Here is a 23,375-nt window from a genome sequence, read left to right on the forward strand (position 1 = left end):
TTAAAGAGTGGAAGGGGTTATTGCAGGGGACAACACCAGTAGGCGTCGTTCCACCGCTAAAAGCGGAATATGTAAAGCCTCATCAGCCAACAATGTCCAGTTACTCATGGAAACCTCCAGCAACTCTTCGTCCGCACGCTTTGCTTTCATAGCAAACACCAAGCCGCCAGGCTTCAATAAAGGCAAAGATAAGTCTAAAAAATGATTGAGATTGGTAAATGCCCTAGAAATAACAGCATCAAATTGTCTGGGTCTAGATTGCGCTACCGCCTCAACGCGCTCACTCAGCACCTCGATATTTTTTAGGGCCAACCTTCCTCGAACATGTTGCAAAAAAGCGGTTTTCTTGCGAACTGCTTCAATCAGCGTTAAATGCCAAGTTGGCTGCACAATGGCTATTGGAATTGCAGGCAAACCTCCGCCCGAGCCAAGATCAGCGATTTTGGGGTTTGCGGCCGTCAAAAACTGACGCATGACTGGTAAAACTGTAATAGAATCAATGAGATGCAATCGAACTGACTCTTCAGCCCCCTCAATTGCCGTTAAGTTATGTACCCGATTCCAGCGGCCCATTTCCTGCAAAAATAAGTCTAGATCCGCAATATTTGAGGAGCTTAAATCGAGCCCTATATTTTCAATGCCTAAAGCCATTAATTCGCTACTCATGAATTTCCTCCTGAGCGCGCCCCAAGCCTTTTTTGAGATAGACCAGCAATAAGGAAAGGGCGGCAGGAGTGACCCCAGAAATTCTACCGGCCTGACCCAAGGTTTCTGGCTTATGGAGATTAAGCTTTTGCTGAACCTCTTTGGATAGGCCGACAACCTCGGTATAGTCTAAAGACTCGGGCAAGGGAAAGGATTCGTTATAGGCTTGACGTGCAATTTCTGCCGTTTGTCGATCTATATATCCTTGATATTTAATCGATATTTCAACTTGATCACTAATTTGACTCGCTAAACCTAAATCGTCATCCAGGCTGCCCACAGACCACAAGCCGTTTTCTAACCCAGTAATCGCGTCGTAAGTGAGGCCTGGTCGACGTAAGATTTCAGCCAAACTGCACTCATGGGATAGGTCTTGACCTAAAAGCTGTGAGAGCGCCTTTGCTGCATGGTGTTTTGGGCCCACCCAAATGTCTTGCAGGCGCGATGTTTCACGTGAAACACCGTCCTGCTTTCTACAGAAGGTTCTCCAGCGGTGCTCATCAACCAAGCCAAAATCATGCCCTGTGGTTGTTAGACGCAAATCGGCATTATCTTCCCGCAAGCTTAGCCGGTATTCAGCGCGGCTAGTAAACATGCGATAGGGCTCTTGGACCCCCATAGTAATCAGATCATCAACTAAAACACCAATATAAGACTCACTTCGCTTAGGCACCCAAGGCTCTTTACCTTGAGCCGCCAAGCCCGCGTTAATGCCGGCAAGCATACCCTGAGCAGCCGCCTCTTCATAGCCTGTTGTACCGTTAATCTGGCCAGCAAAATAAAGTCCGCCAATAGCCCTAGTCTCCAGACTATGGCGCAAGTGACGGGGATCAAAAAAATCATACTCAATGGCATAACCAGGTCGCACAATTACGGCGGCCTCCAACCCTCGAATACTGCGCACCAAATCCCACTGAACATCGAAGGGAAGGCTCGTAGAGATACCATTGGGATAAAACTCATTAGTTGTAAGGCCCTCAGGCTCCAGAAATATTTGATGGCTGTTTCTAGAGGCGAAGCGGTGGATTTTATCTTCGATAGAAGGGCAGTAACGGGGCCCAACCCCCTCAATCACGCCGGTATACATTGGAGATCGGTCTAGGCCACCACGAATGATGTCATGCGTTTGTTCATTTGTATGAGAAATCCAACAAGGAACCTGCTTAGGGTGCTGCTCGGGACGACCCAGGTAGGAAAACACTGGCACGGGATCTAAGTCGCCAGGTTGCTCCAGCATGACAGAAAAATCAATGGTCCGGCCATCAATTCGGGGTGGGGTGCCTGTTTTTAATCTTCCCTGCGGAAGCTTTAACTCTTTTAGACGATCAGATAAAGAAACGGCCGCGGGATCGCCCGCCCTTCCCCCAGCATAGTTATTTAGTCCTACGTGGATTTTTCCATTCAGAAATGTCCCGGCAGTAAGTACCACCTTCTTGGCGGTGAACTCCAAACCCATCTGAGTAATAACACCCTGAACCTCATAGCCCTTAACGACCAAATCATCAACAGCAGCCTGAAAAAGGGTGAGATTTTCCTGGTTCTCAAGGCGATGCCGAATAGCTGCCTTATACAGAACACGATCAGCCTGAGCACGAGTTGCGCGTACCGCAGGCCCCTTACTTGAATTTAAAATTCGAAATTGAATTCCAGCTTCATCTGTTGCTGCAGCCATGGCACCACCCATCGCATCAATCTCTTTAACTAGGTGACCTTTGCCAATACCTCCAATGGAGGGGTTACAGCTCATAGCACCCAAACTTTCAATACTATGGGTAATCAATAAGGTATCGCAGCCCATGCGCGCAGAAGCAAGTGCGGCCTCAGTCCCAGCGTGACCGCCACCAACCACAATGACATCGAAATTTTTTAAATAGCGCATGAATTGCCTTAGATAGGGCGATGATCATAGCATTTTGTGGGTTTCACGTGAAACAATTGACTACTTTAATGTCAATATTGTGGTGATAAATAACGCAAGTTATTGATTTAATTAAATATTTATAATTATTGAAATTAATACCGTAAATCCACCCCAAAACAAAAACGGCCTAGAAAGGGTAGGGCTAGCTTTTGCTTTTGAAGAAATGCGCAATCTCACCAACGACACCACGTCGAAACGCCAAAACACAGACAACAAAGATAAAGCCAGTAGCAATAGTGCTCCAAGAGCCTATGTTGGCTAGATAATTTTGCAACCCAACAACAATGCTGGCGCCCAATACTGGGCCAAGAATAGTTCCCACGCCACCCAAAAGCGTCATTAGTACTACTTCGCCCGACATATGCCAATGGACATCTGTCAGTGTCGCCAACTGAAAAACTAGGGTCTTCAACGATCCAGCCAGACCAGCAAGCGCGGCAGAAAGCACAAACGAAATCAACTTAAAACGATCAACGTTGTAGCCAAGAGAAATAGCGCGCGGCTCATTCTCTCGAATAGCCTTAAGCACCTGCCCAAAAGGTGAATGCACCGTGCGCAAGATCAAAGCAAAGCCGCCCAAGAAAACGGCCAATACAAAGTAATACATCGTGACATCATTTTTAAGATCAATAAAACCAAACAGCATGCCGCGGGGTACACCCTGAATACCGTCTTCACCACCAGTAAAGGGAAGTTGTACTGCTAAAAAATATACCATTTGAGAAAGGGCCAAAGTCACCATCGCAAAATAAATACCTTGGCGACGAATAGCTAGCGAACCAATTAAAAAGCCCAACACTGCAGAACTCAGAACGCCTAAGAGAATGGCAAGCTCAGGGGATAGGCCAATCTCTTTACATAAATAGGCGGTAATGTAAGCAGAAGTTCCAAAGAAGGCTGCATGCCCAAAAGAAAGAAGCCCTGTAAAGCCCAATAGCAAATTAAACGCGCAAGCAAAAAGGGCGAAGCACAACACCTTCATCGCAAATACTAAATAAATAAATTCTTGAAAGGGGAAAATCAAAGACAACAAAACCAAAACAGCATAGACCCACTTAACATTTAAACTCATTTTATTTTTCCCGCCCAAAAAGACCGGCAGGGCGAATTAATAAAACAATCGCCATGATCACAAAAATAATAACGCCGGATGCTTGAGGATAAAAGACTTTAGTGAGCCCCTCTATTAGACCCAAAGCGAGACCCGTCAAGATCGAGCCCATGATGGAGCCCATACCACCAATAACAACGACAGCAAAAACAACAATAATTAAATTAGAACCCATTAATGGGTTTACTTGAAAAATAGGGGCGGCCAGAACACCAGCAAAACCTGCAAGGCCAACACCGTATGCATAAGCCAACGAAATCATTAGTGGCACATTAATACCAAAAGCTTGAAGTAGTTTTGGGTTTTCTGTACCTGCACGAAGATAGGCACCCAGCTTTGTTCTCTCAATAACATACCAAGAAGAAAAGCAAACTGTTAAAGACGCGACTACTACCCAGAGGCGATATTTGGGCAAGATAATGCCGATGGCTTCTAGTGGGATTGCCCCTTGCAAAATTTCTGGTGCGGAATAACTCTCACCCGAAATACCATACCAGTGCCGGAACATTCCCTCAATGATGAGCGCCAAACCAAAAGTGAGCAGCAGCCCATATAAATGGTCTAAATGATAAAGGCGTCGCAACATGGTGCGCTCTAGAATTAAACCAAACCCCGCCATCACCAAAGGAACAAGAATTAGAGCAAACCAATAATTAATTGAAAAATCAGGGAAGCCAAACCATTGCCCAACTTGAGTTAACCCAATCCAAGCAATAAAAGCACCCATAGTGTACTGAGCACCATGAGAAAAATTAATGATGTTGAGAAGGCCAAAAATAATAGCTAAGCCCAAACTTAGGATCGCATAGAACGATCCATTGATAAGCCCCACCAAGAGCTGAGCAGCCAGCCCTTGGGGGGTAATTCCTAAAATTTCAAACATATGAGTTAAGACTCAATTACTTATTAGTAACTAATTTACATTTTGATAATGCAAGGGGCTGTGTTGCTTCGGCGGCAGGAATCACTGCGCGCACATTGTAATAATCCCAAGGGCTTTTTGATTCAGATGGTTTTTTCACTTCCAACAGATACATATCATGCTCGAACTTTCCATCAGCACGAATCTTGCCTTTGAACAAACCATCATCAATATTTGTAGACTTCAACACTTTCATAACCGCTTGGGTGTCGTCAGTGCCAGCTTTTTGAACCGCATTTAAATAAGCAAGGACTGATGAATAAACGCCGGCCTGAACCATGGTTGGCATACGCTTATGTTGCAAAATAAAGCGCTTAGAAAACTCACGTGTCTTATCGTCTTTATCCCAGTAGAAACCCTCTGTCAAATACATTCCTTGCGCAGCATTCAAACCCAAAGAATGCACATCAGAAATAAACATGAGCAAAGGAACAACCGTTTGCTTTTTATTAACGCCAAATTCGGAGGCTTGCTTAACGGTGTTAATCGTATCAGCACCAGCATTGGCTAAAGCAACCACATCAGCGCCACTAGCTTGCGCCTTTAATAGATATGAAGAAAAGTCGCTATTGGGAAATGGGTGTTTACTGGTGCCCAAAACCTTACCGCCATTTGAAGTAACCACGGCAGTAGCGTCTTTTTCAAGCGCAGCCCCAAATGCATAGTCTGCCGTAATGAAATACCAATTCTTTTTTCCCTGCTTAACTACGGCCTTGCCGGTGCCATTTGATAACGCGTAAGTATCATATGCCCAATGAACATTATTTGGAGTGCACTTTTCATTGGTAATGGTTACTGAGCCAGCGCCCGAGACTAGGGTAATTTTATTTTTTTGTTCAGCCACTTCCATAACCGCTAGGGCAACGTTGGTGGATACCAATTCAACAATGACATCTACACCATCTTTGTCGTACCACTCTCGCGCTTTATTGGCGGCAATATCAGCTTTATTTTGATGGTCGGCACTGACCAACTCTATCTTTTTGCCAATTACTGTGCCATCTTTTGAAAAGTCAGCAATCGCCATTTTTGCTGCGATAACGGCGCCAGGACCCGCCAAATCTGAGTATATTGAGGATAAATCCGTCAGCACTCCAATTTTGACAACATCGCCACTTACTTTAGAGGCGCCTTGAGCGAACGCTGGATTGGTGCCGAACAAGGCGCCCGCAACCAGACATGCGGTTATTTGCTTTAACTTCATTCCCATCTCCTATAGAAAATCACTAAATACCAAGATACTCGTTTAACAGGGCGGCTTTTTCTGCCAACTCTCTTTGCTCAACCACCTCAACCACTCTACCGTGCTCTACAACATAATGCCGATCCGCCAAAGGTGCCGCGAACCTAAAATTCTGCTCCACCAAAATAATAGTGAACCCTTTGCTCCTTAGGCTGCTTACCACTTCAGCCAATTTCTCAACGATAACCGGGGCAAGACCTTCTGTAATTTCATCCAATAGTAGTAATTTGGCGCCAGTCCTTAAAATCCGGGCCATTGCCAACATTTGCTGCTCCCCACCAGACAGTCGGGTGCCAGGGCTATTGCGCCGATCATATAAGTTAGGAAACATCTCGTAGATTTCATCCAAACCCATACCGCCCGCGGCTATCTCAGGCAATAGAAGTAGGTTTTCTTCTGCGCTTAGGCTGGCAAAAATACCTCTCTCTTCGGGGCAATAACCAATGCCTAATCGTGCAACCCTATATGTTGGCATAGCAATGGTCTCTTCACCATAGATGCGGATGGAGCCTTTTCTCTTGCTGGTTAAACCCAAGATAGTTTTAAGAATTGTGCTTCTGCCGGCGCCATTGCGGCCCAATAATGTGACTACCTCCCCATTATTTACAGAGAAATCTACCCCATGCAAAATGTGGGACTCTCCATACCAAGACTCTAGGCCCTCAACCTTAAGCGCAACCGAACTCACAACACCCCCCCGCCTTGACTGCCCATATAAGCCTCAACAACCAACGGATTGCAAGAAACCTCTTGATAAGAGCCCTCAGCCAGAACCGAGCCACGCTGCAAAACAGTGATGCGATTAGCAATTGAAGAAACCACCTTCATGTTGTGCTCCACCATTAGGATGGTGCGGCCTTTGGACACACGCTCAATTAACTCGGTTACCCGCTCTACATCCTCATGCCCCATGCCTTGGGTCGGCTCATCCAACAGCATGAGCTCAGGCTCCATCGCAAGGGTGGTTGCAACCTCTAAGGCTCTTTTGCGACCATAAGCCAAGTTGACGGCCTCTACGTCGGCAAAGTCAGCCAAACCCACCTCACACAAAAGCTCCTCTACCCTCTCATGAAGAACCTTCAGTGAGGCGCCAGATTTCCAAAAATGGAAGCTAGAGCCCAACCCCTGCTGGAGTGCAACACGAACATTCTCTAAAACACTAAGGTGCGGAAAAACCGCTGAAATTTGAAAAGAGCGAATGATGCCGCGCCGCGCTATCTGGGCTGGTCGCTCTTTGGTAATGTCTAGGCCATTAAATATAATTTGACCGTTAGATGGCTCTAAAAATTTAGTAAGTAAATTAAAACAGGTTGTTTTGCCGGCACCGTTTGGCCCAATGAGCGCATGAATAGAGCCACGAGCTACATTTAAATTAACATCACTAACCGCTTGAAAGCCTTTAAAGGTCTTCCCAAGACTGACGGTTTTTAATATGGTGTCTTGCAAACGCAATTCCTTGGATTATTTAAAAATAAAGATTAAGAATACCTTAAGCAATCATTTATCTGTATAGCGGTAACCCTAAAAGGGTAATGTTAGCTTTTAATTGTTTTGTGTATTTTTTAGATAACCTTGAATAGCAACCATTGCAGATTCATCCAAAATATCCATAGGCACCCTTTGGGCGCCCTGCATAATCATCAGAGCATAAGGCTTGGCCAGCGCTGCAACCTCGGGGCAAAGGTAAAGCTCTTCCCCTAGCGCGGGTAATTGGCTACGCCAGTAGTTAATTGCTAATTCTAGTTCTTGAATGGATAAAAATACCATTGAGGGTAGGCTACTTTGTATCAAGGGAAAGCATGGTGCCACGACACTTCTTTGCACCGCAGCGACAGCTGTAATCTTTTTTCATCTGCTTTGTGATGGGGCCCTCAACATCAAGCGAGTAATCATAAAACAGCTCCTCACCAACCTTGAGATCGCGCTTAGCGTAAATAAAAACACGAGGCTCCCCAGAAAAGCTTTCTTCGCGGGTTTCGCAGCTAGGCTTACAGGAGTGGTTAATCCAGCGCGCTGCATTGCCACCATACTTTGCATCAATGCACCGACCATCTTCAAGAGAAAAATAAAAGGTATGGTTTGGATCGCTAGGATCGTGTGGATGACGCTTTTCAGCGAGCTTCCAACTAATGCGTTCACCCTTGTATTCAATAATGGCCGCACCTTTTTTAATCGCCTTAGCTACAAACACACCCCTCCCGTGAATAGGAGAGGATTGCACAACAATTCGAGTGCGATCAATATCAGGGGCCAGCAACTTCTTTTTACTCATATAAATTAAACGTCTAAGTTACGAGCAATTAGGGCGTTCTTTTCAATAAAGGCGCGGCGCGGCTCAACATCATCCCCCATTAGTGTGGTGAAAACTTGATCAGCAGCCAGGGCATCTTCAATTTTTACTTGAAGCAACGTTCTAGAGCCCGCATCCATTGTGGTTTCCCACAATTGGGAGGGGTTCATCTCACCCAAACCTTTGTATCGTTGACGACTAAGAATGCGCTCCGCCTCAGATAACAACCAGGCAAAGGCTGCTCTAAAATCTTGGATAGATTGTTCTTTCTGGTTTTTATCAGGGTCGCCGCGGCGCACCTTTGAACCCGGCAAGACTTTGCCGGACAACACCGCCGCAGCATTAGCCAGGCTTTGATAATCATCGCCCTGTACAAAGTCTGAGTTAATGGCCGAAAGCTTTAGGTTGCCGTGAATGCGGCGGGAAAACAATAACTTATAGCGCTCAGTGCGCTCTTCCTTTTGCACAACAATTTCTGGGGGCAAAGCCAAAGGGTTCAAAGATTGGGCTAATGCAACACGTAGTCGCTCCGCCGAATTTTGCGCCTCTTTTTCGGTGTCTAAGTTTAATGGGGTGCCTGATGCAATTGCACGCAAAGCATCCTCATCGATTGTTCGAGAGAGCCGATCCACAACTGACTGAATCACTTGATAGTGCTTTGCCAGCTCTCCTAGCGCATCCCCTTCGATAATTTCTCCGGACGGCGTTTGAAGGGAGGCAGACTCAAGAGCAATTTTTAATAACAATTGATTAAGCTGGGCATCGTCTTTGATGTATTGTTCGTTTTTACCGTACTTCACCTTGTACAAGGGTGGTTGGGCTATATAAATATGACCCCGCTCAATTAGTTCCGGCATTTGCCTATAAAAGAAAGTGAGGAGCAAGGTTCGGATATGGCTGCCGTCGACGTCCGCATCGGTCATGATGATGATGCGGTGATAGCGCAACTTATCAGCCTTGTATTCTTCAATACCAATTCCAGTGCCCAAAACAGTAATTAAAGTAACCACTTCTTGGCTGGCCAACATTTTGTCAAAGCGCGCCTTCTCGACGTTAAGAATTTTTCCTTTTAAGGGAAGGATCGCTTGAAAGCGACGATCACGCCCTTGTTTCGCTGAGCCGCCCGCAGAATCCCCCTCAACAATAAAAAGTTCAGATTTGGTGGGATCCTTTTCTTGGCAGTCGGCCAGTTTCCCTGGTAAGCCTAGACCATCAAGCATGCCTTTGCGCCTTGTCATATCACGCGCTTTACGTGCTGCTTCACGCGCACGAGCCGCATCAACAATTTTTCCGCACAATATTTTTGCATCTGCTGGACGCTCTTGCAAATACGCGCTTAAGGCCTCGGCAACAATTTCTTCGACTGGGCCACGAACTTCACTTGAAACCAGCTTATCTTTTGTTTGGCTTGAGAATTTAGGCTCAGGGACTTTAACTGATAAGACGCAAGCCAAACCTTCGCGCATGTCATCACCAGAGATTTCTACCTTTGCCTTTTTAGCAACTTCGTGCTCATCAATATATTTATTGATAACACGCGTCATGGCCGCCCGAAGCCCGGTAAGGTGTGATCCCCCGTCTCTTTGCGGGATGTTGTTGGTAAAGCAAAGTACTTGCTCACTAAAACTATCATTCCACTGCATTGATACCTCAGCGGTAATATCGCCACCTAAGTCAGAGGGGCGAATACCTTCCGCATAAAAAATATTTGGATGCAGCACATTTTTGTTTTGGTTAATGTATTCAACAAAACCTTTAACACCACCAGAAAAAGCGAAATCCTCTTCCTTTCCAGAGCGTTGATCAATTAACTTGATATGCACCCCATTATTTAAAAAAGAAAGTTCTCGAATTCTTTTAACAAGAATCTCGTAATGAAACTCAACGTTTCCAAAGATTCCTTCATCTGCTAAAAAATGTACCTCTGTGCCAGAAAGGTTGGTATCACCAGTTACTGTAATTGGGGATGTTATTACACCGCCCTCATCCAAAATATTACGATTTTGAATTACGCCGCGCGCGAATTCCATGTAATGTGTTTTACCGTCGCGACGAATGGTTAACTTAAGCCATTTCGATAATGCATTTACGCAACTAACACCAACTCCGTGAAGACCACCAGAAACCTTATAACTGTTTTGATCAAACTTACCACCTGCATGCAACTCAGTCATTACGATTTCGGCCGCACTTCTTTTAGGATCGTGCTTATCGTCGTACTTAATGCCTGTTGGAACACCCCGGCCGTTATCAACAATAGAAATAGAGTTATCCGTTTGAATTACCACCGTAATTTCGGAACAATGCCCAGCCAGAGCCTCGTCAATAGAATTATCTAAAACCTCAAAAACAAGATGATGTAAGCCAGTTCCATCGGAGGTGTCTCCGATATACATACCAGGACGCTTACGAACCGCCTCTAGACCCTCAAGTATTTGAATTGATGATGCACCATACTGCTCTACTACTTTTTTTTCTTCAGTCATTTTTTTCTAAATTAAATACGCATTGGCATTACGACATACTTGAAATCTTCTGAGTTTGGAAGAGTGACTACCGCACTACTATTGGCATCACCTAAACTAATTTGAATATTCTCATTTTTTAAATTCGACAAAACGTCTATTAAATAACTTACGTTAAACCCAATCTCAACATCTTCACTGTCATATTCGATGACAATTTCTTCCTGTGCCTCTTCTTGTTCTGCATTTGTTGATTGAATTGTGATTTTGTTTAGTGAGAGTGAAAAACGAACACCTTTGAATTTGTCCGTAGTCAAAATGGCTGCGCGTTGCAGTGCCGACTGTAAGAGTTCTCGACCAACAACCAATGTGTTTTTATGGCCTTTCGGAATAACTCGCTGAAAGTCCGGAAATTTTCCTTCAACTAATTTGGAGATGAGTTCAATGTCTCCGAAGGAAAACTTGATTTGATTTGAGGTTAAGCTCATTTCAAGTGTGTCGTCAGAGTCTCCTAACAAGTGTTGACACTCGAGAATGGTTTTACGCGGAATAATAATTTCTTGCTTTTCACCAGAACCGATCGGCGCCTCTAATAAATCTACTTGCGAAAAGGCGAGTCGATGCCCATCAGTTGCAACAGCGATCACTTTTTTACCTTCGACTACTAAAAGCATCCCATTTAAGTAGTAGCGAATATCTTGCTGTGCCATAGCAAAGTGCACCTGGCTAATTAACTGACGAAAACTTTTTTGCGTCATCTTCCAACTGGCCGTTACTTCTCCAACACTCTGCATAACCGGAAATTCGGCAGCAGAAAGAGTCTGCAAAGAAAAGCGGCTTTTACCGCTTTGAACAACCATCTTGTTATCTTTTAAATTTAATGCAACCGGCCCCTCAGGAAGCGCCCTCAAAATATCGAGCAACTTTCTTGCAGCTACTGTCGTTGTTACTTCCTCGGACCCAATCCCAAAATTGGCGCTAGTTGTAATTTGTATTTCAATATCTGTTGAAACAAATGAAATCTTGTCACCCGACTTTTTAAAAAGAAGGTTTGCGAGTATTGGCAGGGTGTGTCTACGTTCAACAATTCCACTTACAACCTGTAATGGTTTTAATAGACTGTCACGCGAAGCATTTACGAGTTGCATTGTTTTTAAATCCTTGTATATATCTTATTAGTAGTAGTAATAAGGCCTGCATTTTCTGTGGGTAAGTCAAAATTCCCATTAAAAACAAGCAATTAAGACAACTAAAACCTGTGGAAATCTTTTGTATAAATGCTTCATAAGTTGTGTATAACATTCTACTGTGCCACTATTTTTGCATGAAGCACTGTCTTTTTACAACTTATCCACAAACAATCCCCATACTTATTCATTAACTTATCCACAACCTTTTTTCACCTAAGAAAGTTATGATTTTAATGTTTGCTCTATTACATGGACCTCATGATTCAGTTGGCTGTTGTGGGAACGCTCTTCACCAATTTTACGCACTGCGTGCAATACAGTGGTGTGGTCCCGGCCACCAAATAACTCGCCAATTTCCGGCAGACTCTTTTGGGTTAACTCTTTTGCCATAAACATAGCAATTTGCCGAGGTCGCGCAATGTTTGCTGGACGTTTTTTGGAGTACATATCAGCGACTTTAATGCTATAAAAATCTGCAACAGCCTTTTGGATACTATCCACCGAGATTTGTCGGTTTTGGATGGATAAAAGGTCCCTAAGTGCCACTTTAGCAACTTCAATAGTGACTTCTTTGCCATGAAAACGAACATAGGCTAGGATTTTTCTTAACGCCCCCTCAAGCTCTCTTACGTTTGACCTTAGGTGTTTGGCAACGAAAAAGGCAACATCCTCGCTCATGGGAATCCCCTCGCTTAGTGCCTTTTTCATCAGAATAGCGACGCGCATTTCTAACTCTGGTGGTTCGATAGCTACAGTAAGACCAGAATCAAAGCGAGAAATAAGGCGATCATCAATACCCGCTATTTTCTTTGGATAGGTGTCGCTAGTAATAATGACCTGCGCTTTATTGCCTAAAAGGGCCTCAAAGGCATAAAAAAACTCTTCCTGGGTTCTTGATTTGCCGCTAAAAAACTGAATATCATCAATTAGCAGTAGGTCTAAGGAGTGGTAGTAGCGCTTAAAACGATCAAACGCTTTCTGTTGATAGGCCCTAACCACATCTGAAACATACTGCTCAGCGTGAATATATCGAATGCGGGCGTTTGGTTTTTCCTTCAGGAGGTGATTTCCAATCGCATGAATTAGGTGCGTCTTTCCAAGCCCAACCCCACCATATAAAAACATGGGGTTATAAGAGGTTCCGGGGTTGTGGGCAACTTGAATAGATGCCGCCCGAGCTAGCTGGTTGGCTTTACCCGTAACAAACGTTTCGAACGTAAGGTTGGGGTTTAGTTTTGAATGATCCTCAATTTCAAACGCCTGTTCATTAACCAAAGAGTCTTCCTTGGTGGTAATTTCTTCCTTAAAAGATGGATTACCTATAGGCGATGACAGTTGGCCAACATCTTCTCTAGCCCCATCAACGCTCAATACCAGGTGAACCGTCATAGCACAACCAAAATAATCGCATGCTAGCGCCTGGAAACGATCTGAAAAAGTCTTTTTAATCCAGTCTAATTTGAATCTGTTTGGCGCTCCTATAGTGAGTGATTGCTCACTTTCGTCTTGGCCAACAAAAATCAAAGGCTGTATCCAAGTTTTGTATTGTTGAGGTGAAAGCTCTCGCGCTAATTTACTAAGCGCATCATCCCAAAATCTCGGAGGACTAAGCGCATTTAATGTGGGTGAGTTTTGTAAGTTGTTCATTTTTAGAGGATTCATTGTAGCGATTTCGCGAAGTTATCCACAAGCTCCGAAAACGTGGAAAAGCTGTGGATAACTTGGGGATAAAAATGAAAACCCCATAAAAAACAACAAGCTAGCTACTTTTGATCAATAAAACCTAAGAAATCAACAATATATTTGCTGACATTGGTTGACCTTTTGACTGGCAGCGAGGAAAATAAGCGGTTTTGCAGGATGAATCATGAAAAGAACATACCAACCCTCAGTAACACGTCGTAAACGCACACACGGATTTCGTATTCGCATGAAAACCAAAAGCGGGCGCGCAGTACTTAATGCTCGCCGTGCAAAAGGTCGCAAACGTTTAGCTGTTTAACCTAGCCGTTGAATAGCGCCAGGATCTCTGAACTACTAAAAACACGCCCTAAGACCAGTTTTTATTGGGGCTTGTATTTGGTTGAGAAAAATCCAGGCATAAAGTCGGATTTAGGTGTTGCGGTCGCTAAGAAATTAGCTAAACGTGCTGTAGATCGCAACAAACTAAAGCGCATGATTCGTGAGCATGTGCGCAATGCGCAGTTAGCTGCGCCTATCGGCGATGTTGTGATGAAGTTAAAAAAACCCATTGGTAGAGAAACTCGCGGCAAGCTCAGGAAAAAAGAGCAAGTTATCATGCGAGCTCAAATCACGGCGTTAATCTAGTATGTATCTATTAAACAAGCTAGCAATTAAATTACTTCGGATGTATCAAATTGCATTAAGCCCTCACTTGGGAATGCACTGTAGGTTTGAGCCCACCTGCTCCCAATATGCATGCGACTGCTTTGCCCACTATGGATTTTTTAAAAGTGCAGGTCTTACGACCATGCGCGTTTTACGCTGTAACCCATGGTCACGTGGCGGCTATGATCCCGCAGTAAAAAAACAACCCCTTACTGATTGAATACAAATGGACTTTAAAAAAACGATTCTCTGGGCGGTCTTCTCTATGGCCGGCCTCATGCTCTACAACAATTGGCAAGTTCATGAAGGTAAGCCATCCTTATTCGGGGGATCGCAAAATAACAGCGCGGCCATTGATAAAAAAGGACAGCCAACCAGCATTGATACACCAAGGGTGTTGCAGAGTGAAAACTTAGCCGCACCCAATCAGGCAAGCAACCCTATTGCCAGTGGAATTGAGGCGGCTGAAAAGTTCACCTTACAAAATGAGGTGCTAGTTTTAGAAATTAGCGCAATCGGAGCAAACATCGTTGAAGCAAGGTTGCCAAAACAGTTGACCGCAGAAAATAAGCCGGTTGAATTATTTCAGTACACGCCGACACATAAATATTTTGCACGCTCAGGCTTGATCACTTTGGGTAATCCTGACTTACCAAATCACACGAGCACATTTAAATTAATGCAGTCGGGCAAGGATGCATCAGGCAGGCCCTTTGCTATTTTGATGAGCGAGCGCAATGGTACTAAGCTTGAAAAGACGTTTACATTAAATCCTGGCAGTTACGTAGTGGACATTAGCCACCGAGTTACTCAAATGGGTGCCAATACAAACCCTATCGTGCTCTATACCGAATTAGTACGTGATGGTGCTCAGGAACAAAAAATCGGTCCATTCGATGGCGCCTTCTCTGCAAGTACCTTTACCGGCCCGGCTGTATATACCGAAAAAGAAAAATTCAATAAATTAGAATTTACAGCAATCGATAAAAACAAAATTACCATTCCGACTCAGGTTGCAGCAGGCGATCCAGCTTGGATTGCTATGGTTCAGCATTATTTTGCCAGCGCATGGATCCCTGGTGATAAAACGGTGCGCGATATATATGCGGGAAAAATTGACAACAACTTATATCGCATTGGTATGCAAATACCATTAGGTGTGGTGGCGCCAGGCATGGTTGTTATTGAAAACGCAAGGCTATTTGTCGGCCCACAAGAGGAGAGCCTCTTGGAGACTATTGCGCCTGGGTTTGCGCTCCTAAAAGATTACGGCTACCTGACTATTTTGGCAAAACCTATTTTTTGGTTGCTGGAAAATATTCACGCTTATGTGGGGAACTGGGGTTGGTCAATCATCCTCCTCACGATTTTGATTAAGCTTGTGTTCTTTCCTTTATCTGCCGCCAGCTATAAATCAATGGCGCGCATGAAGGAAGTGCAGCCACGTTTGTTGCTAATGAAAGAGCAATACAAGGGTGAGCCACAAAAGTTAAACCAGGCAATGATGGAGATGTACCGCAAGGAAAAAATTAACCCATTGGGTGGGTGCTTGCCCGTAGTCATTCAAATTCCGGTATTTATTTCTTTATATTGGGTCTTACTCTCATCGGTGGAGATGCGTAACGCGCCTTGGGTTTTATGGATTCATGACTTATCAGTCCCTGACCCGTATTACATTTTGCCCATCATCATGGCGGCATCGATGTTTATACAAACAAAATTAAATCCAACTCCACCGGATCCTGTGCAGGCAAAAATAATGATGTACATGCCTCTAGTTTTTTCGGTGATGTTCTTCTTTTTCCCCGCAGGCTTAGTGCTTTACTGGGTAGTGAACAACATTCTTTCCATTGCACAACAGTGGCAGATTAATCAAATGTTTGGAAAGAAGCTCACCAAATAAATATTTGGTAAGTATCGATCGACAACTTTCCGCAATGATGACCAGAAAGACCCCCATCATTGCGGTTGCTACGGCTCCAGGCAAGGCAGGCATTGGCATTATCCGCATTAGCGGGGCAAAATTATTGCCAATTGTGCAGGCATTATTTCAAAAGCAACTTCTACCTCGCCGTGCAAATCTTTTGAATTTAAGGGATGGTCAGGGCGCAGTGATAGATCAGCTTATCGCCATTTATTTTGCAGCCCCTCAGTCGTTTACGGGTGAGGATATTCTGGAATTGCAATGCCATGGCGGCCCAGAGCTTCTTGACTTAGTAATGAAGCGGTGCCTTGAATTAAGTAAAGACCAGGGCCTAGAAATTGCAGAGCCAGGCGAGTTCAGTTTGCGGGCCTATTTAAATAATAAAATCGATTTAGCGCAAGCGGAGGCGATTGCTGACTTGATTGATGCTCAGAGCGAGGCTGCAGTGCGCGGTGCAGCTCGCTCCCTACAGGGCGAGTTTTCACGCGATATCAATGCTTTGATTGAGGAAATTACCCAGTTAAGAATCCTAGTGGAATCTACTTTAGACTTCCCCGAGGAGGAGATTGAGTTCTTAGAAAGCGCCCATGCACGGGATCGACTGAAGGTCGTCATGGGGCGAATACATTCTCTGGTTGACGGCGCAAAACAAGGGAAGATACTGCGGGACGGCATTCAGATCGTGTTGGCTGGAGCCCCTAATGTAGGCAAAAGCTCTCTGTTAAACCGTCTTGCAGGAGAGGAGATTGCCATTGTTACTCCTATTGCCGGAACTACCCGAGATCGAGTGAAGGAAAGTATCCAGATAGGCGGCGTTCCATTGCATATTATTGATACTGCGGGATTACGCGCAACTCAAGATGTAGTTGAGGCAAAAGGGATTGAAAGATCCTGGGAAGCAATTAGGACGGCGGATTTGGTAATATTCCTCAAAGATCCCGCTTCCTCAGAAGCATTTTTGGACCCAGCAAGCCAAAGCCTCAAGGATCAAATATTGACAGCAATACCTCCTAGATGCCCTGTATTAGAGGTTAATAATAAAGCTGACTTAATGACTGGCCCTGTGCCTCCAAGCAATCACAAGGCATTACATATTTCAGCTAAAACGGGTGTCGGAATCGAGGATTTAAAACAAAGCATTTTGGCAGCCGTGGGCTGGGGTGGGTCGCAGGAGGGCATCATCATTGCGCGTGGCCGACACTTAGATTGCCTTAATAGAGCTTTGGAGCACCTAGAGCGTTCGGAGCAATTTGCCGCTAATGGCAATATTTCGCTGGAATTGTTTGCAGAAGAGCTTCGTTTGGCCCAGGATCAGCTGGGAAGAATTACCGGTAAACTACTGCCAGATGACCTTTTGGGTAAGATATTTAGCCAATTTTGCATTGGTAAATAAGGGTGGCGCTAGCCTAGGCGCGCACCTTCAAATGTGACATAAATGTTAAAATTCACAATCAAAATTATTTTAATTTAGGATTCTCATGACAACCAATGTGGCGAATGCACCAGAATACGTAAAAAATCAGCAACTGATTCAGTGGGTTGCAGATATTGCATCCCTAACCAAGCCGGATAGTATTCGTTGGTGCGATGGTTCTCAGGCTGAATATGATGAATTTTGTGAATTGTTGGTGAGTGCCGGTGTTTTTAAGCGTCTTAATCCAGCGAAACGAAAAAATGCTTTTTTAGCCCTTTCTGATCCAGATGACGTGGCTCGAGTAGAGGATAGAACCTATATTTGTTCTGCAAAAAAGGATGATGCGGGTCCAACTAATAATTGGGTAGAGCCAAGCGAAATGCGCGCTACATTAAACCCATTGTTTGATGGCTGCATGCGTGGCAGAACAATGTATGTTGTGCCGTTTTCAATGGGCCCAATCGGATCCCCCATTGCTCATATTGGCGTTGAGTTGTCTGATAGCCCTTACGTAGCAATCAATATGCGCCTCATGACCCGTATGGGTAAAGCAGTTATTGATCAATTAGGTGTAGACGGTGAATTTGTGCCTTGTGTGCACACTGTAGGCAAACCATTGGCGGCTGGCGAAAAGGATGTCCTGTGGCCCAACAATAAGACTAAATATATTGTTCACTACCCTGAGACTCGAGAAATTTGGTCTTTTGGCTCGGGCTATGGCGGCAACGCACTCTTGGGTAAAAAATGTTTTGCCTTGCGTATCGCATCCAATATGGGGCGCGATCAAGGCTGGTTAGCAGAGCATATGTTGATCTTGGGTGTGACTTCGCCTGAAGGCAAGAAGTACCATATCGCCGCAGCTTTTCCATCGGCTTGCGGCAAAACCAACTTCTCTATGATGATTCCTCCAAAGGGATTTGAGGGTTGGAAAGTAACCACCGTTGGTGATGACATTGCTTGGATCAAACCCCGCAAAGATTCCGTCACTGGCAAGACGCGCTTATTTGCCATTAACCCAGAGTCAGGCTACTTTGGCGTGGCTCCAGGAACCAATCGCTTAACGAACCCAAACTGCTTGGACTCTTTAAATAGTGATGTTATTTTTACAAACGTTGGGTTAACTGATGATGGTGATGTTTGGTGGGAGGGCTTAACTGAAACACCTCCGGCCCATCTAATTGACTGGCAAGGCAAGGATTGGACACCTGCCGATGGCTTAGCGGGACGTAAAGCGGCACATGCAAACTCGCGCTTTACTGTAGCCGCTACCAATAACCCAGCGGTTGATCCTAATTGGGATGATCCTGAGGGCGTTGCAATTGACGCATTTTTATTTGGCGGTCGCCGCTCAAATACAGTGCCATTGGTGAGTGAGGCACGTGATTGGGTAGAGGGCGTCTATATGGCCGCCACGATGGGTTCTGAGACAACCGCAGCGATTACCGGCCAGATCGGGGTGGTTCGTCGAGATCCATTTGCAATGATTGCTTTTGCTGGCTACAACATGAGTGATTATTTCCAGCATTGGCTCAACATTGGTAAAACGCTTGCTGCTGAGGGCGCTGTATTGCCTAAAATTTATTGCGTGAACTGGTTCCGCAAGGGCGAAGATGGTAAGTTTGTTTGGCCTGGCTTCGGTGAAAATATGAGAGTGCTCTCCTGGATTTTGGGGCGCGCAGAGGGCACAGCCAAAGGCGAAGAAACTGTTTTTGGTATTTGCCCTGAATATGCCGATTTAAAGTGGGATGGCCTTGATTTTTCTGTTGAAAAATTTGGAAAAGCCATTGAAGTTGCTGCCGATGAATGGAAAGAAGAATTAAAGTTGCACTCAGAGTTATTTGCGCACCTTGGTGATCGAGTGCCAAAAGAGTTAATTGAAGTACGTAGCAATATTGAGAAGCGATTAAGCGCCTAAAAGCTTTTAAGTAATTTACTTTTATATTCCTTAGAGCTATTTTTATTTAATGATCTCACCCCAACACCATGACATCGTGGTGATTGGGGCTGGTATTGCAGGGGCAGCTATTGCCCGAGAACTGCTTGAACGTGGCCAATCTGTTTGTGTGATTGATGCCGCCCGATTTCCTGCTACACAATGTTCAAGCCATCGTCATGCCATTGCGCACCCGCACGTAGGCAAGGGTGCCCCACGCCTACTCCGCTTGACACGCATTGCCTTTTTAATGGCAGAGGCCCGTTGGGGTCAGGTTTGGAATCAGCATGGTGTATTTCAGCCGGCAAAAAAAGGTAAAACGTTCAATCGTGAAGAGGTGGCTAGTCACCTGCGTGATCTAGAGTTAGATGAGGGGATGGCGCAAGCCCTGCTAGCAGACGAAGCAATGAAGGTTTGTGGAGTTGGGCAAAACGGAATTTGGCTTCCACGAGGTGCTTCATTAGATTTGGCAGCAGCAACAAGCGCATTACTAAACGCCCATCCAAAATTAAGCACCCAGTGGGACACGAGCGTTTCGCATTTGATAAAAGATGGAGACTCTTGGGTCTTAATGAATTATCAAAATCAGCCCATTCTTTTTGCAAAAAAAGTCATTATTGCAGCAGCAGCCCAAAGTAAAGGCTTGGCCGCCAGTATTGGTGTGCGCCTACCTCTGAGACCGGTGCGAGGACAGTTAAGCATATTTTCAATTGCACGTGACACGCCTTGGGCTATGAAGATGCCTAAGACCGCAATCTCGGGTGAGGGCTATTGCCTACCATCACAAAAATTAAGTAATGGAAATTATTGTTGGGCTGTTGGCGCTAGCTTTGATGAGGGCGTAGATGATTTACAGGCCTGGGATTCGAGCGATGAATTCAATCGCAAACAAGCCAAAGGCTTGATCGCTTATGAAGAGGGAGAAGAGCAGGCGTTACAAAAACAGGAAAGCTTTGTTGGTATTCGTTGTGTGGCTGGTGATCGCTTGCCAATTATTGGCGCCCTCACTCAACGCCCAGGGATATTTATGGCAACAGCCCTGGGGTCAAGGGGAATTCTATGGTCTGCTTTGGCAGCTAAACTAATTACCGCTCAAGTGCTAGAGGATGATTTTGCTTTGCTGACACGCTTGGGCTTTGCGGCTGATTTAGTTGCTGCGCTCGCACCGGCCCGTTTTTTTGCGGGGACTTTAGCCGTGCCCTTAGCTGCGCCTTCAGCTTTAGGTGCTTTCGCCTCGAATTCAAAGCCAATCTTGCCATCAGTGCCCAGTGCTAAATAAGCTTTAAAGCCCCTTCCAGTCCGGTTAGATTTAAAGTTCGTCAATAAATCCGTTTTGCCTTCAGTGAGTAATTTCTGAACTTGCTCTGTTGAGATCTCTTGCTGTAAAACTACCTTACCTGTTTTGAAATCGCACGATTTATCCGGCCCAGTATTTTTTTCACATAAGTAACGCATACCGTCTTCATACACAGCACTAGCGCATTTTGGGCATACCCCTAAAGCTTGACGACCAGTAAAGTCAATCGCTTCAGATTCGTCTTCTTGGCTGTTGCCAAAATCAAACTCCAACTTAAAGCCGGCATTAGGATAGTCAGCATCATCCTCTGGAATTTCACTCAACTTAATAATGGCAGCAAATGGCCTACCCATTTTGCTGCGGAATCCTTGTAGAGGGCCGATTGTTTTTTCACGCAGTAGCTCTTCTACTTCGGGATATTCAAATGCGCGCCCACCCGGTGTTTTGCTGATAGTGAAGCCGCACTTTTCGCAGGCAAAGCGACGGTAGTTTTCTTTAATAGACCCCTTGCAGTGTGGGCAAGGGGTCGACATCGTTGCATAATCGCCCGGGATCGTATCGTTATCGTATTCTTTGGCGCGTTTAACAATGCGCTGTGTCATTTGTGCAATTTCTTGCATGAAAGTATCGCGATTCATTTCGCCGCGCTCGATCAGTGCCAGCTTATTTTCCCAGCTACCCGTTAAGTCTGGTCGAGTTAATTCCTCAACATCAAGGCCGCGTAAGAGCGTCATTAATTGAAAGGCTTTGGCAGTAGGAATAAGTTCACGGGCTTCACGTACCATGTAGCGCTCTGCAAGCAAGCCTTCAATAATGGCAGCGCGGGTTGCAGGTGTGCCAAGACCTTTTTCAGCCATAGCTTCACGCATATCCTCGTCATCGACCCACTTACCGGCACTTTCCATCGCAGAAAGAAGCGTTGCTTCTGTATATCGAGCTGGCGGTTTAGTTTTTAGGGCTAGCGCAGCAATCGATTCATTTTGAACAGTTTCGCCCTCTTGTACTGCAACGAGTTCGTCATCTGCTTGGGTAGATCTTCCATAAACCGTCAGCCATCCTGGGTTGACTAGAACGCGACCCTCCGTTTTAAAGTGGTGTCCGGAGGCTTCGGTAATACGGGTGGTTACGCGGAATTCTGCTGCAGGATAAAAAACTGCCAAGAAGCGCCGCACCACTAAGTCATACAGCTTTTGTTCGGGCTCGCTTAAGGTTTTAGGGGACTCTAAAGTGGGAATGATCGCAAAGTGATCTGAAATTTTAGAGTTATCAAAAATACGTTTATTAGGCCGGATCCAACCGAAGCCCGCCTTTGAATCCTTGGGATCTCCCTGCAAAATTGTTTTAGCAAAGGAGCGATATTCCTGAGAATTCTCAACTAAATTTTCCATCGTCTGCCTGACGGTTTCTAGGTAATCTTCCGGCAGCGCTTTTGCATCAGTACGTGGATAGGTCAGCACCTTATGGCGCTCGTAAAGCGCTTGAGCTAAGCCCAGCGTATTTTTTGCGGAGAAGCCAAAGCGTGCATTCGCTTCGCGTTGCAGGCTAGTTAGATCAAATAGCTGTGGCGCTAATTGGGTGGCGGGTTTTGCTTCCTCCTTGACGCTTGCCTTTTTATCTCGGCACGCCGCCACAATACTTTGTGCCGCCGCTTCACTCCAAAGTCGATTTTCGCGAGCCTCGGGACTGGTAGCATCTTTTTTGAACTTAGGATCAAACCAACGACCCTCATAAACGCCTGCCGCAGCAATAAACTCGGCCTTCACTTCCCAATAATCTTTAGATATAAATTTACGAATGAGCTCTTCACGCTCAACAACAATAGAAAGTGTTGGCGTTTGAACTCGTCCTACTGTAGTTAAGAAAAAGCCCCCACTTTTGCTATTAAAAGCAGTCATGGCACGGGTACCGTTAATTCCAACCAACCAATCCGCTTCAGAGCGACAGCGTGCAGCATCGGCCAAAGGCTTCATCTCCTCATCACTTCGTAGTGATGCGAAACCTTGACGAATTGCCGCGGGCGTCATAGATTGCAGCCATAGTCTTTTCACGGCCTGTTGGGCTTTAGCATGCTGCGCTATCAATCGAAAGATGAGTTCGCCTTCACGTCCCGCGTCACAGGCATTGATCAACGCATTAATATCTTTACGTTTAATGAGTTTTTGTAAAACTTTGAGCCGAGACTCTGTTTTTGCAATCGGGCGCAAATCAAAATAGGGGGGTACGACGGGTAAATTTGCAAAAGACCATTTGCCGCGCTTGACCTCAAACTCCTCTGGCGCTGCAATTTCTAAAAGGTGACCCACTGCAGACGAAATAACAAAATCATCGCTTTCAAAATAATCTTCATATTTTGTAAAGCCACCCAGTGCTTTGGCAATATCGTTGGCAACGGAGGGCTTCTCCGCAATGATGAGCGATTTAGGGTGATCTATTGAAGATGCCTTTGGGGTGCTTTTTTTGGTAGTTGCTTTTGTAGCCACGCGTTTTTGCCTAAATTTGAGCTGGAAATGGTGTTTTTAATAAGGAAATTGGATAACGAATTCACATCAAAATAGAATTTAGTCATCCTTGCTCCTTATTTATTATTAACCGATAAATTGAAAAAAGTCCA

General features: G+C 45.1%; 19 protein-coding genes and 1 pseudogene. 7 read left to right on the forward strand and 13 right to left on the reverse strand.

The features are described from left to right. From rsmG to dnaA, 12 genes are all read right to left on the reverse strand, one after another. A complete protein-coding gene (gene rsmG, locus B0G85_RS05965; RefSeq protein WP_100379515.1) occupies nucleotides 1-666 on the reverse strand; it encodes a 16S rRNA (guanine(527)-N(7))-methyltransferase RsmG in 666 nt (221 codons plus the stop codon). After that, nucleotides 659-2,584, reverse strand: coding sequence for a tRNA uridine-5-carboxymethylaminomethyl(34) synthesis enzyme MnmG (gene mnmG / locus B0G85_RS05970; RefSeq protein ID WP_100379516.1), 1,926 nt, complete (start codon nucleotides 2,582-2,584; stop codon nucleotides 659-661). The genes rsmG and mnmG overlap by 8 nt, the downstream gene beginning before the upstream one ends. Nucleotides 2,585-2,768: 184 nt before the next feature. Beyond that, the gene (locus tag B0G85_RS05975) at nucleotides 2,769-3,698 is read right to left on the reverse strand and encodes a branched-chain amino acid ABC transporter permease (protein WP_100379517.1); all 930 of its coding nucleotides are present in this window, start codon (nucleotides 3,696-3,698) and stop codon (nucleotides 2,769-2,771) included. 1 nt (nucleotide 3,699) lies between these two features. After that, nucleotides 3,700-4,620, reverse strand: a complete 921-nt coding sequence (locus B0G85_RS05980) for a branched-chain amino acid ABC transporter permease (RefSeq protein ID WP_100379518.1) — start codon at nucleotides 4,618-4,620, stop codon at nucleotides 3,700-3,702. A gap of 16 nt (nucleotides 4,621-4,636) precedes the next feature. Then, on the reverse strand, nucleotides 4,637-5,863 hold the full coding sequence (locus tag B0G85_RS05985; RefSeq protein WP_100379519.1) for an ABC transporter substrate-binding protein: 1,227 nt from the start codon (nucleotides 5,861-5,863) through the stop codon (nucleotides 4,637-4,639). A 22-nt stretch (nucleotides 5,864-5,885) separates the two neighbouring features. Further along, nucleotides 5,886-6,590, reverse strand: a complete 705-nt coding sequence (locus B0G85_RS05990) for an ABC transporter ATP-binding protein (protein ID WP_100379520.1) — start codon at nucleotides 6,588-6,590, stop codon at nucleotides 5,886-5,888. Next, the gene (locus B0G85_RS05995; protein WP_100379521.1) at nucleotides 6,587-7,354 is read right to left on the reverse strand and encodes an ABC transporter ATP-binding protein; all 768 of its coding nucleotides are present in this window, start codon (nucleotides 7,352-7,354) and stop codon (nucleotides 6,587-6,589) included. Before B0G85_RS05995 ends, B0G85_RS05990 begins: the two co-directional genes overlap by 4 nt. A gap of 90 nt (nucleotides 7,355-7,444) precedes the next feature. Then, entirely contained in the window at nucleotides 7,445-7,669 is a 225-nt protein-coding gene (locus B0G85_RS06000; RefSeq protein ID WP_100379522.1) for a DUF3717 domain-containing protein, read from the reverse strand. Nucleotides 7,670-7,679: 10 nt separating this feature from the next. Beyond that, nucleotides 7,680-8,174, reverse strand: coding sequence for an SET domain-containing protein (locus B0G85_RS06005; RefSeq protein WP_100379523.1), 495 nt, complete (start codon nucleotides 8,172-8,174; stop codon nucleotides 7,680-7,682). A 5-nt stretch (nucleotides 8,175-8,179) separates the two neighbouring features. Beyond that, the gene (gyrB, locus tag B0G85_RS06010) at nucleotides 8,180-10,678 is read right to left on the reverse strand and encodes a DNA topoisomerase (ATP-hydrolyzing) subunit B (RefSeq protein WP_100379524.1); all 2,499 of its coding nucleotides are present in this window, start codon (nucleotides 10,676-10,678) and stop codon (nucleotides 8,180-8,182) included. Between the two features lie 11 nt (nucleotides 10,679-10,689). After that, complete coding sequence (dnaN, locus tag B0G85_RS06015; RefSeq protein WP_100379525.1) at nucleotides 10,690-11,805, reverse strand: DNA polymerase III subunit beta; 1,116 nt, start codon at nucleotides 11,803-11,805, stop codon at nucleotides 10,690-10,692. Between the two features lie 264 nt (nucleotides 11,806-12,069). Then, entirely contained in the window at nucleotides 12,070-13,494 is a 1,425-nt protein-coding gene (gene dnaA, locus B0G85_RS06020) for a chromosomal replication initiator protein DnaA (protein ID WP_100379526.1), read from the reverse strand. A gap of 220 nt (nucleotides 13,495-13,714) precedes the next feature. On the opposite strand from dnaA, the gene rpmH reads away from it, so the two are divergent. The 7 genes and pseudogenes from rpmH to mnmC1 all read left to right on the forward strand — a co-directional run. Next, the gene (gene rpmH, locus B0G85_RS06025; RefSeq protein WP_011903922.1) at nucleotides 13,715-13,849 is read left to right on the forward strand and encodes a 50S ribosomal protein L34; all 135 of its coding nucleotides are present in this window, start codon (nucleotides 13,715-13,717) and stop codon (nucleotides 13,847-13,849) included. A gap of 8 nt (nucleotides 13,850-13,857) precedes the next feature. Continuing rightward, complete coding sequence (locus B0G85_RS06030) at nucleotides 13,858-14,175, forward strand: ribonuclease P protein component (RefSeq protein WP_100379527.1); 318 nt, start codon at nucleotides 13,858-13,860, stop codon at nucleotides 14,173-14,175. 1 nt (nucleotide 14,176) lies between these two features. Beyond that, on the forward strand, nucleotides 14,177-14,416 hold the full coding sequence (gene yidD, locus B0G85_RS06035; RefSeq protein ID WP_100379528.1) for a membrane protein insertion efficiency factor YidD: 240 nt from the start codon (nucleotides 14,177-14,179) through the stop codon (nucleotides 14,414-14,416). Between the two features lie 6 nt (nucleotides 14,417-14,422). Then, nucleotides 14,423-16,099 carry a membrane protein insertase YidC gene (gene yidC / locus B0G85_RS06040; protein WP_100379529.1) on the forward strand — a complete coding sequence of 559 codons (1,677 nt, stop codon included), beginning with the start codon at nucleotides 14,423-14,425 and terminating at the stop codon, nucleotides 16,097-16,099. 37 nt (nucleotides 16,100-16,136) lie between these two features. Beyond that, a complete protein-coding gene (gene mnmE, locus B0G85_RS06045; RefSeq protein WP_198508745.1) occupies nucleotides 16,137-17,513 on the forward strand; it encodes a tRNA uridine-5-carboxymethylaminomethyl(34) synthesis GTPase MnmE in 1,377 nt (458 codons plus the stop codon). Nucleotides 17,514-17,598: 85 nt separating this feature from the next. After that, nucleotides 17,599-19,449 (forward strand): phosphoenolpyruvate carboxykinase (GTP), encoded by a 1,851-nt coding sequence (locus B0G85_RS06050; RefSeq protein ID WP_100379531.1) that lies wholly within the window; start codon nucleotides 17,599-17,601, stop codon nucleotides 19,447-19,449. 49 nt (nucleotides 19,450-19,498) lie between these two features. Then, a pseudogene (mnmC1, locus tag B0G85_RS10390) lies at nucleotides 19,499-20,587 on the forward strand (FAD-dependent 5-carboxymethylaminomethyl-2-thiouridine(34) oxidoreductase MnmC1); the annotation flags it as partial. Here the strand turns inward: mnmC1 and B0G85_RS06060 are convergent. Then, nucleotides 20,560-23,244 carry a DNA topoisomerase III gene (locus B0G85_RS06060; RefSeq protein WP_100379533.1) on the reverse strand — a complete coding sequence of 895 codons (2,685 nt, stop codon included), beginning with the start codon at nucleotides 23,242-23,244 and terminating at the stop codon, nucleotides 20,560-20,562. The pseudogene mnmC1 and the gene B0G85_RS06060 sit on opposite strands and share 28 nt — an antisense overlap. Between the last annotated feature and the right edge of the window lie 131 nt (nucleotides 23,245-23,375).

This window comes from Polynucleobacter brandtiae, from assembly GCF_002797575.1.
Lineage (GTDB): Bacteria > Pseudomonadota > Gammaproteobacteria > Burkholderiales > Burkholderiaceae > Polynucleobacter > Polynucleobacter brandtiae.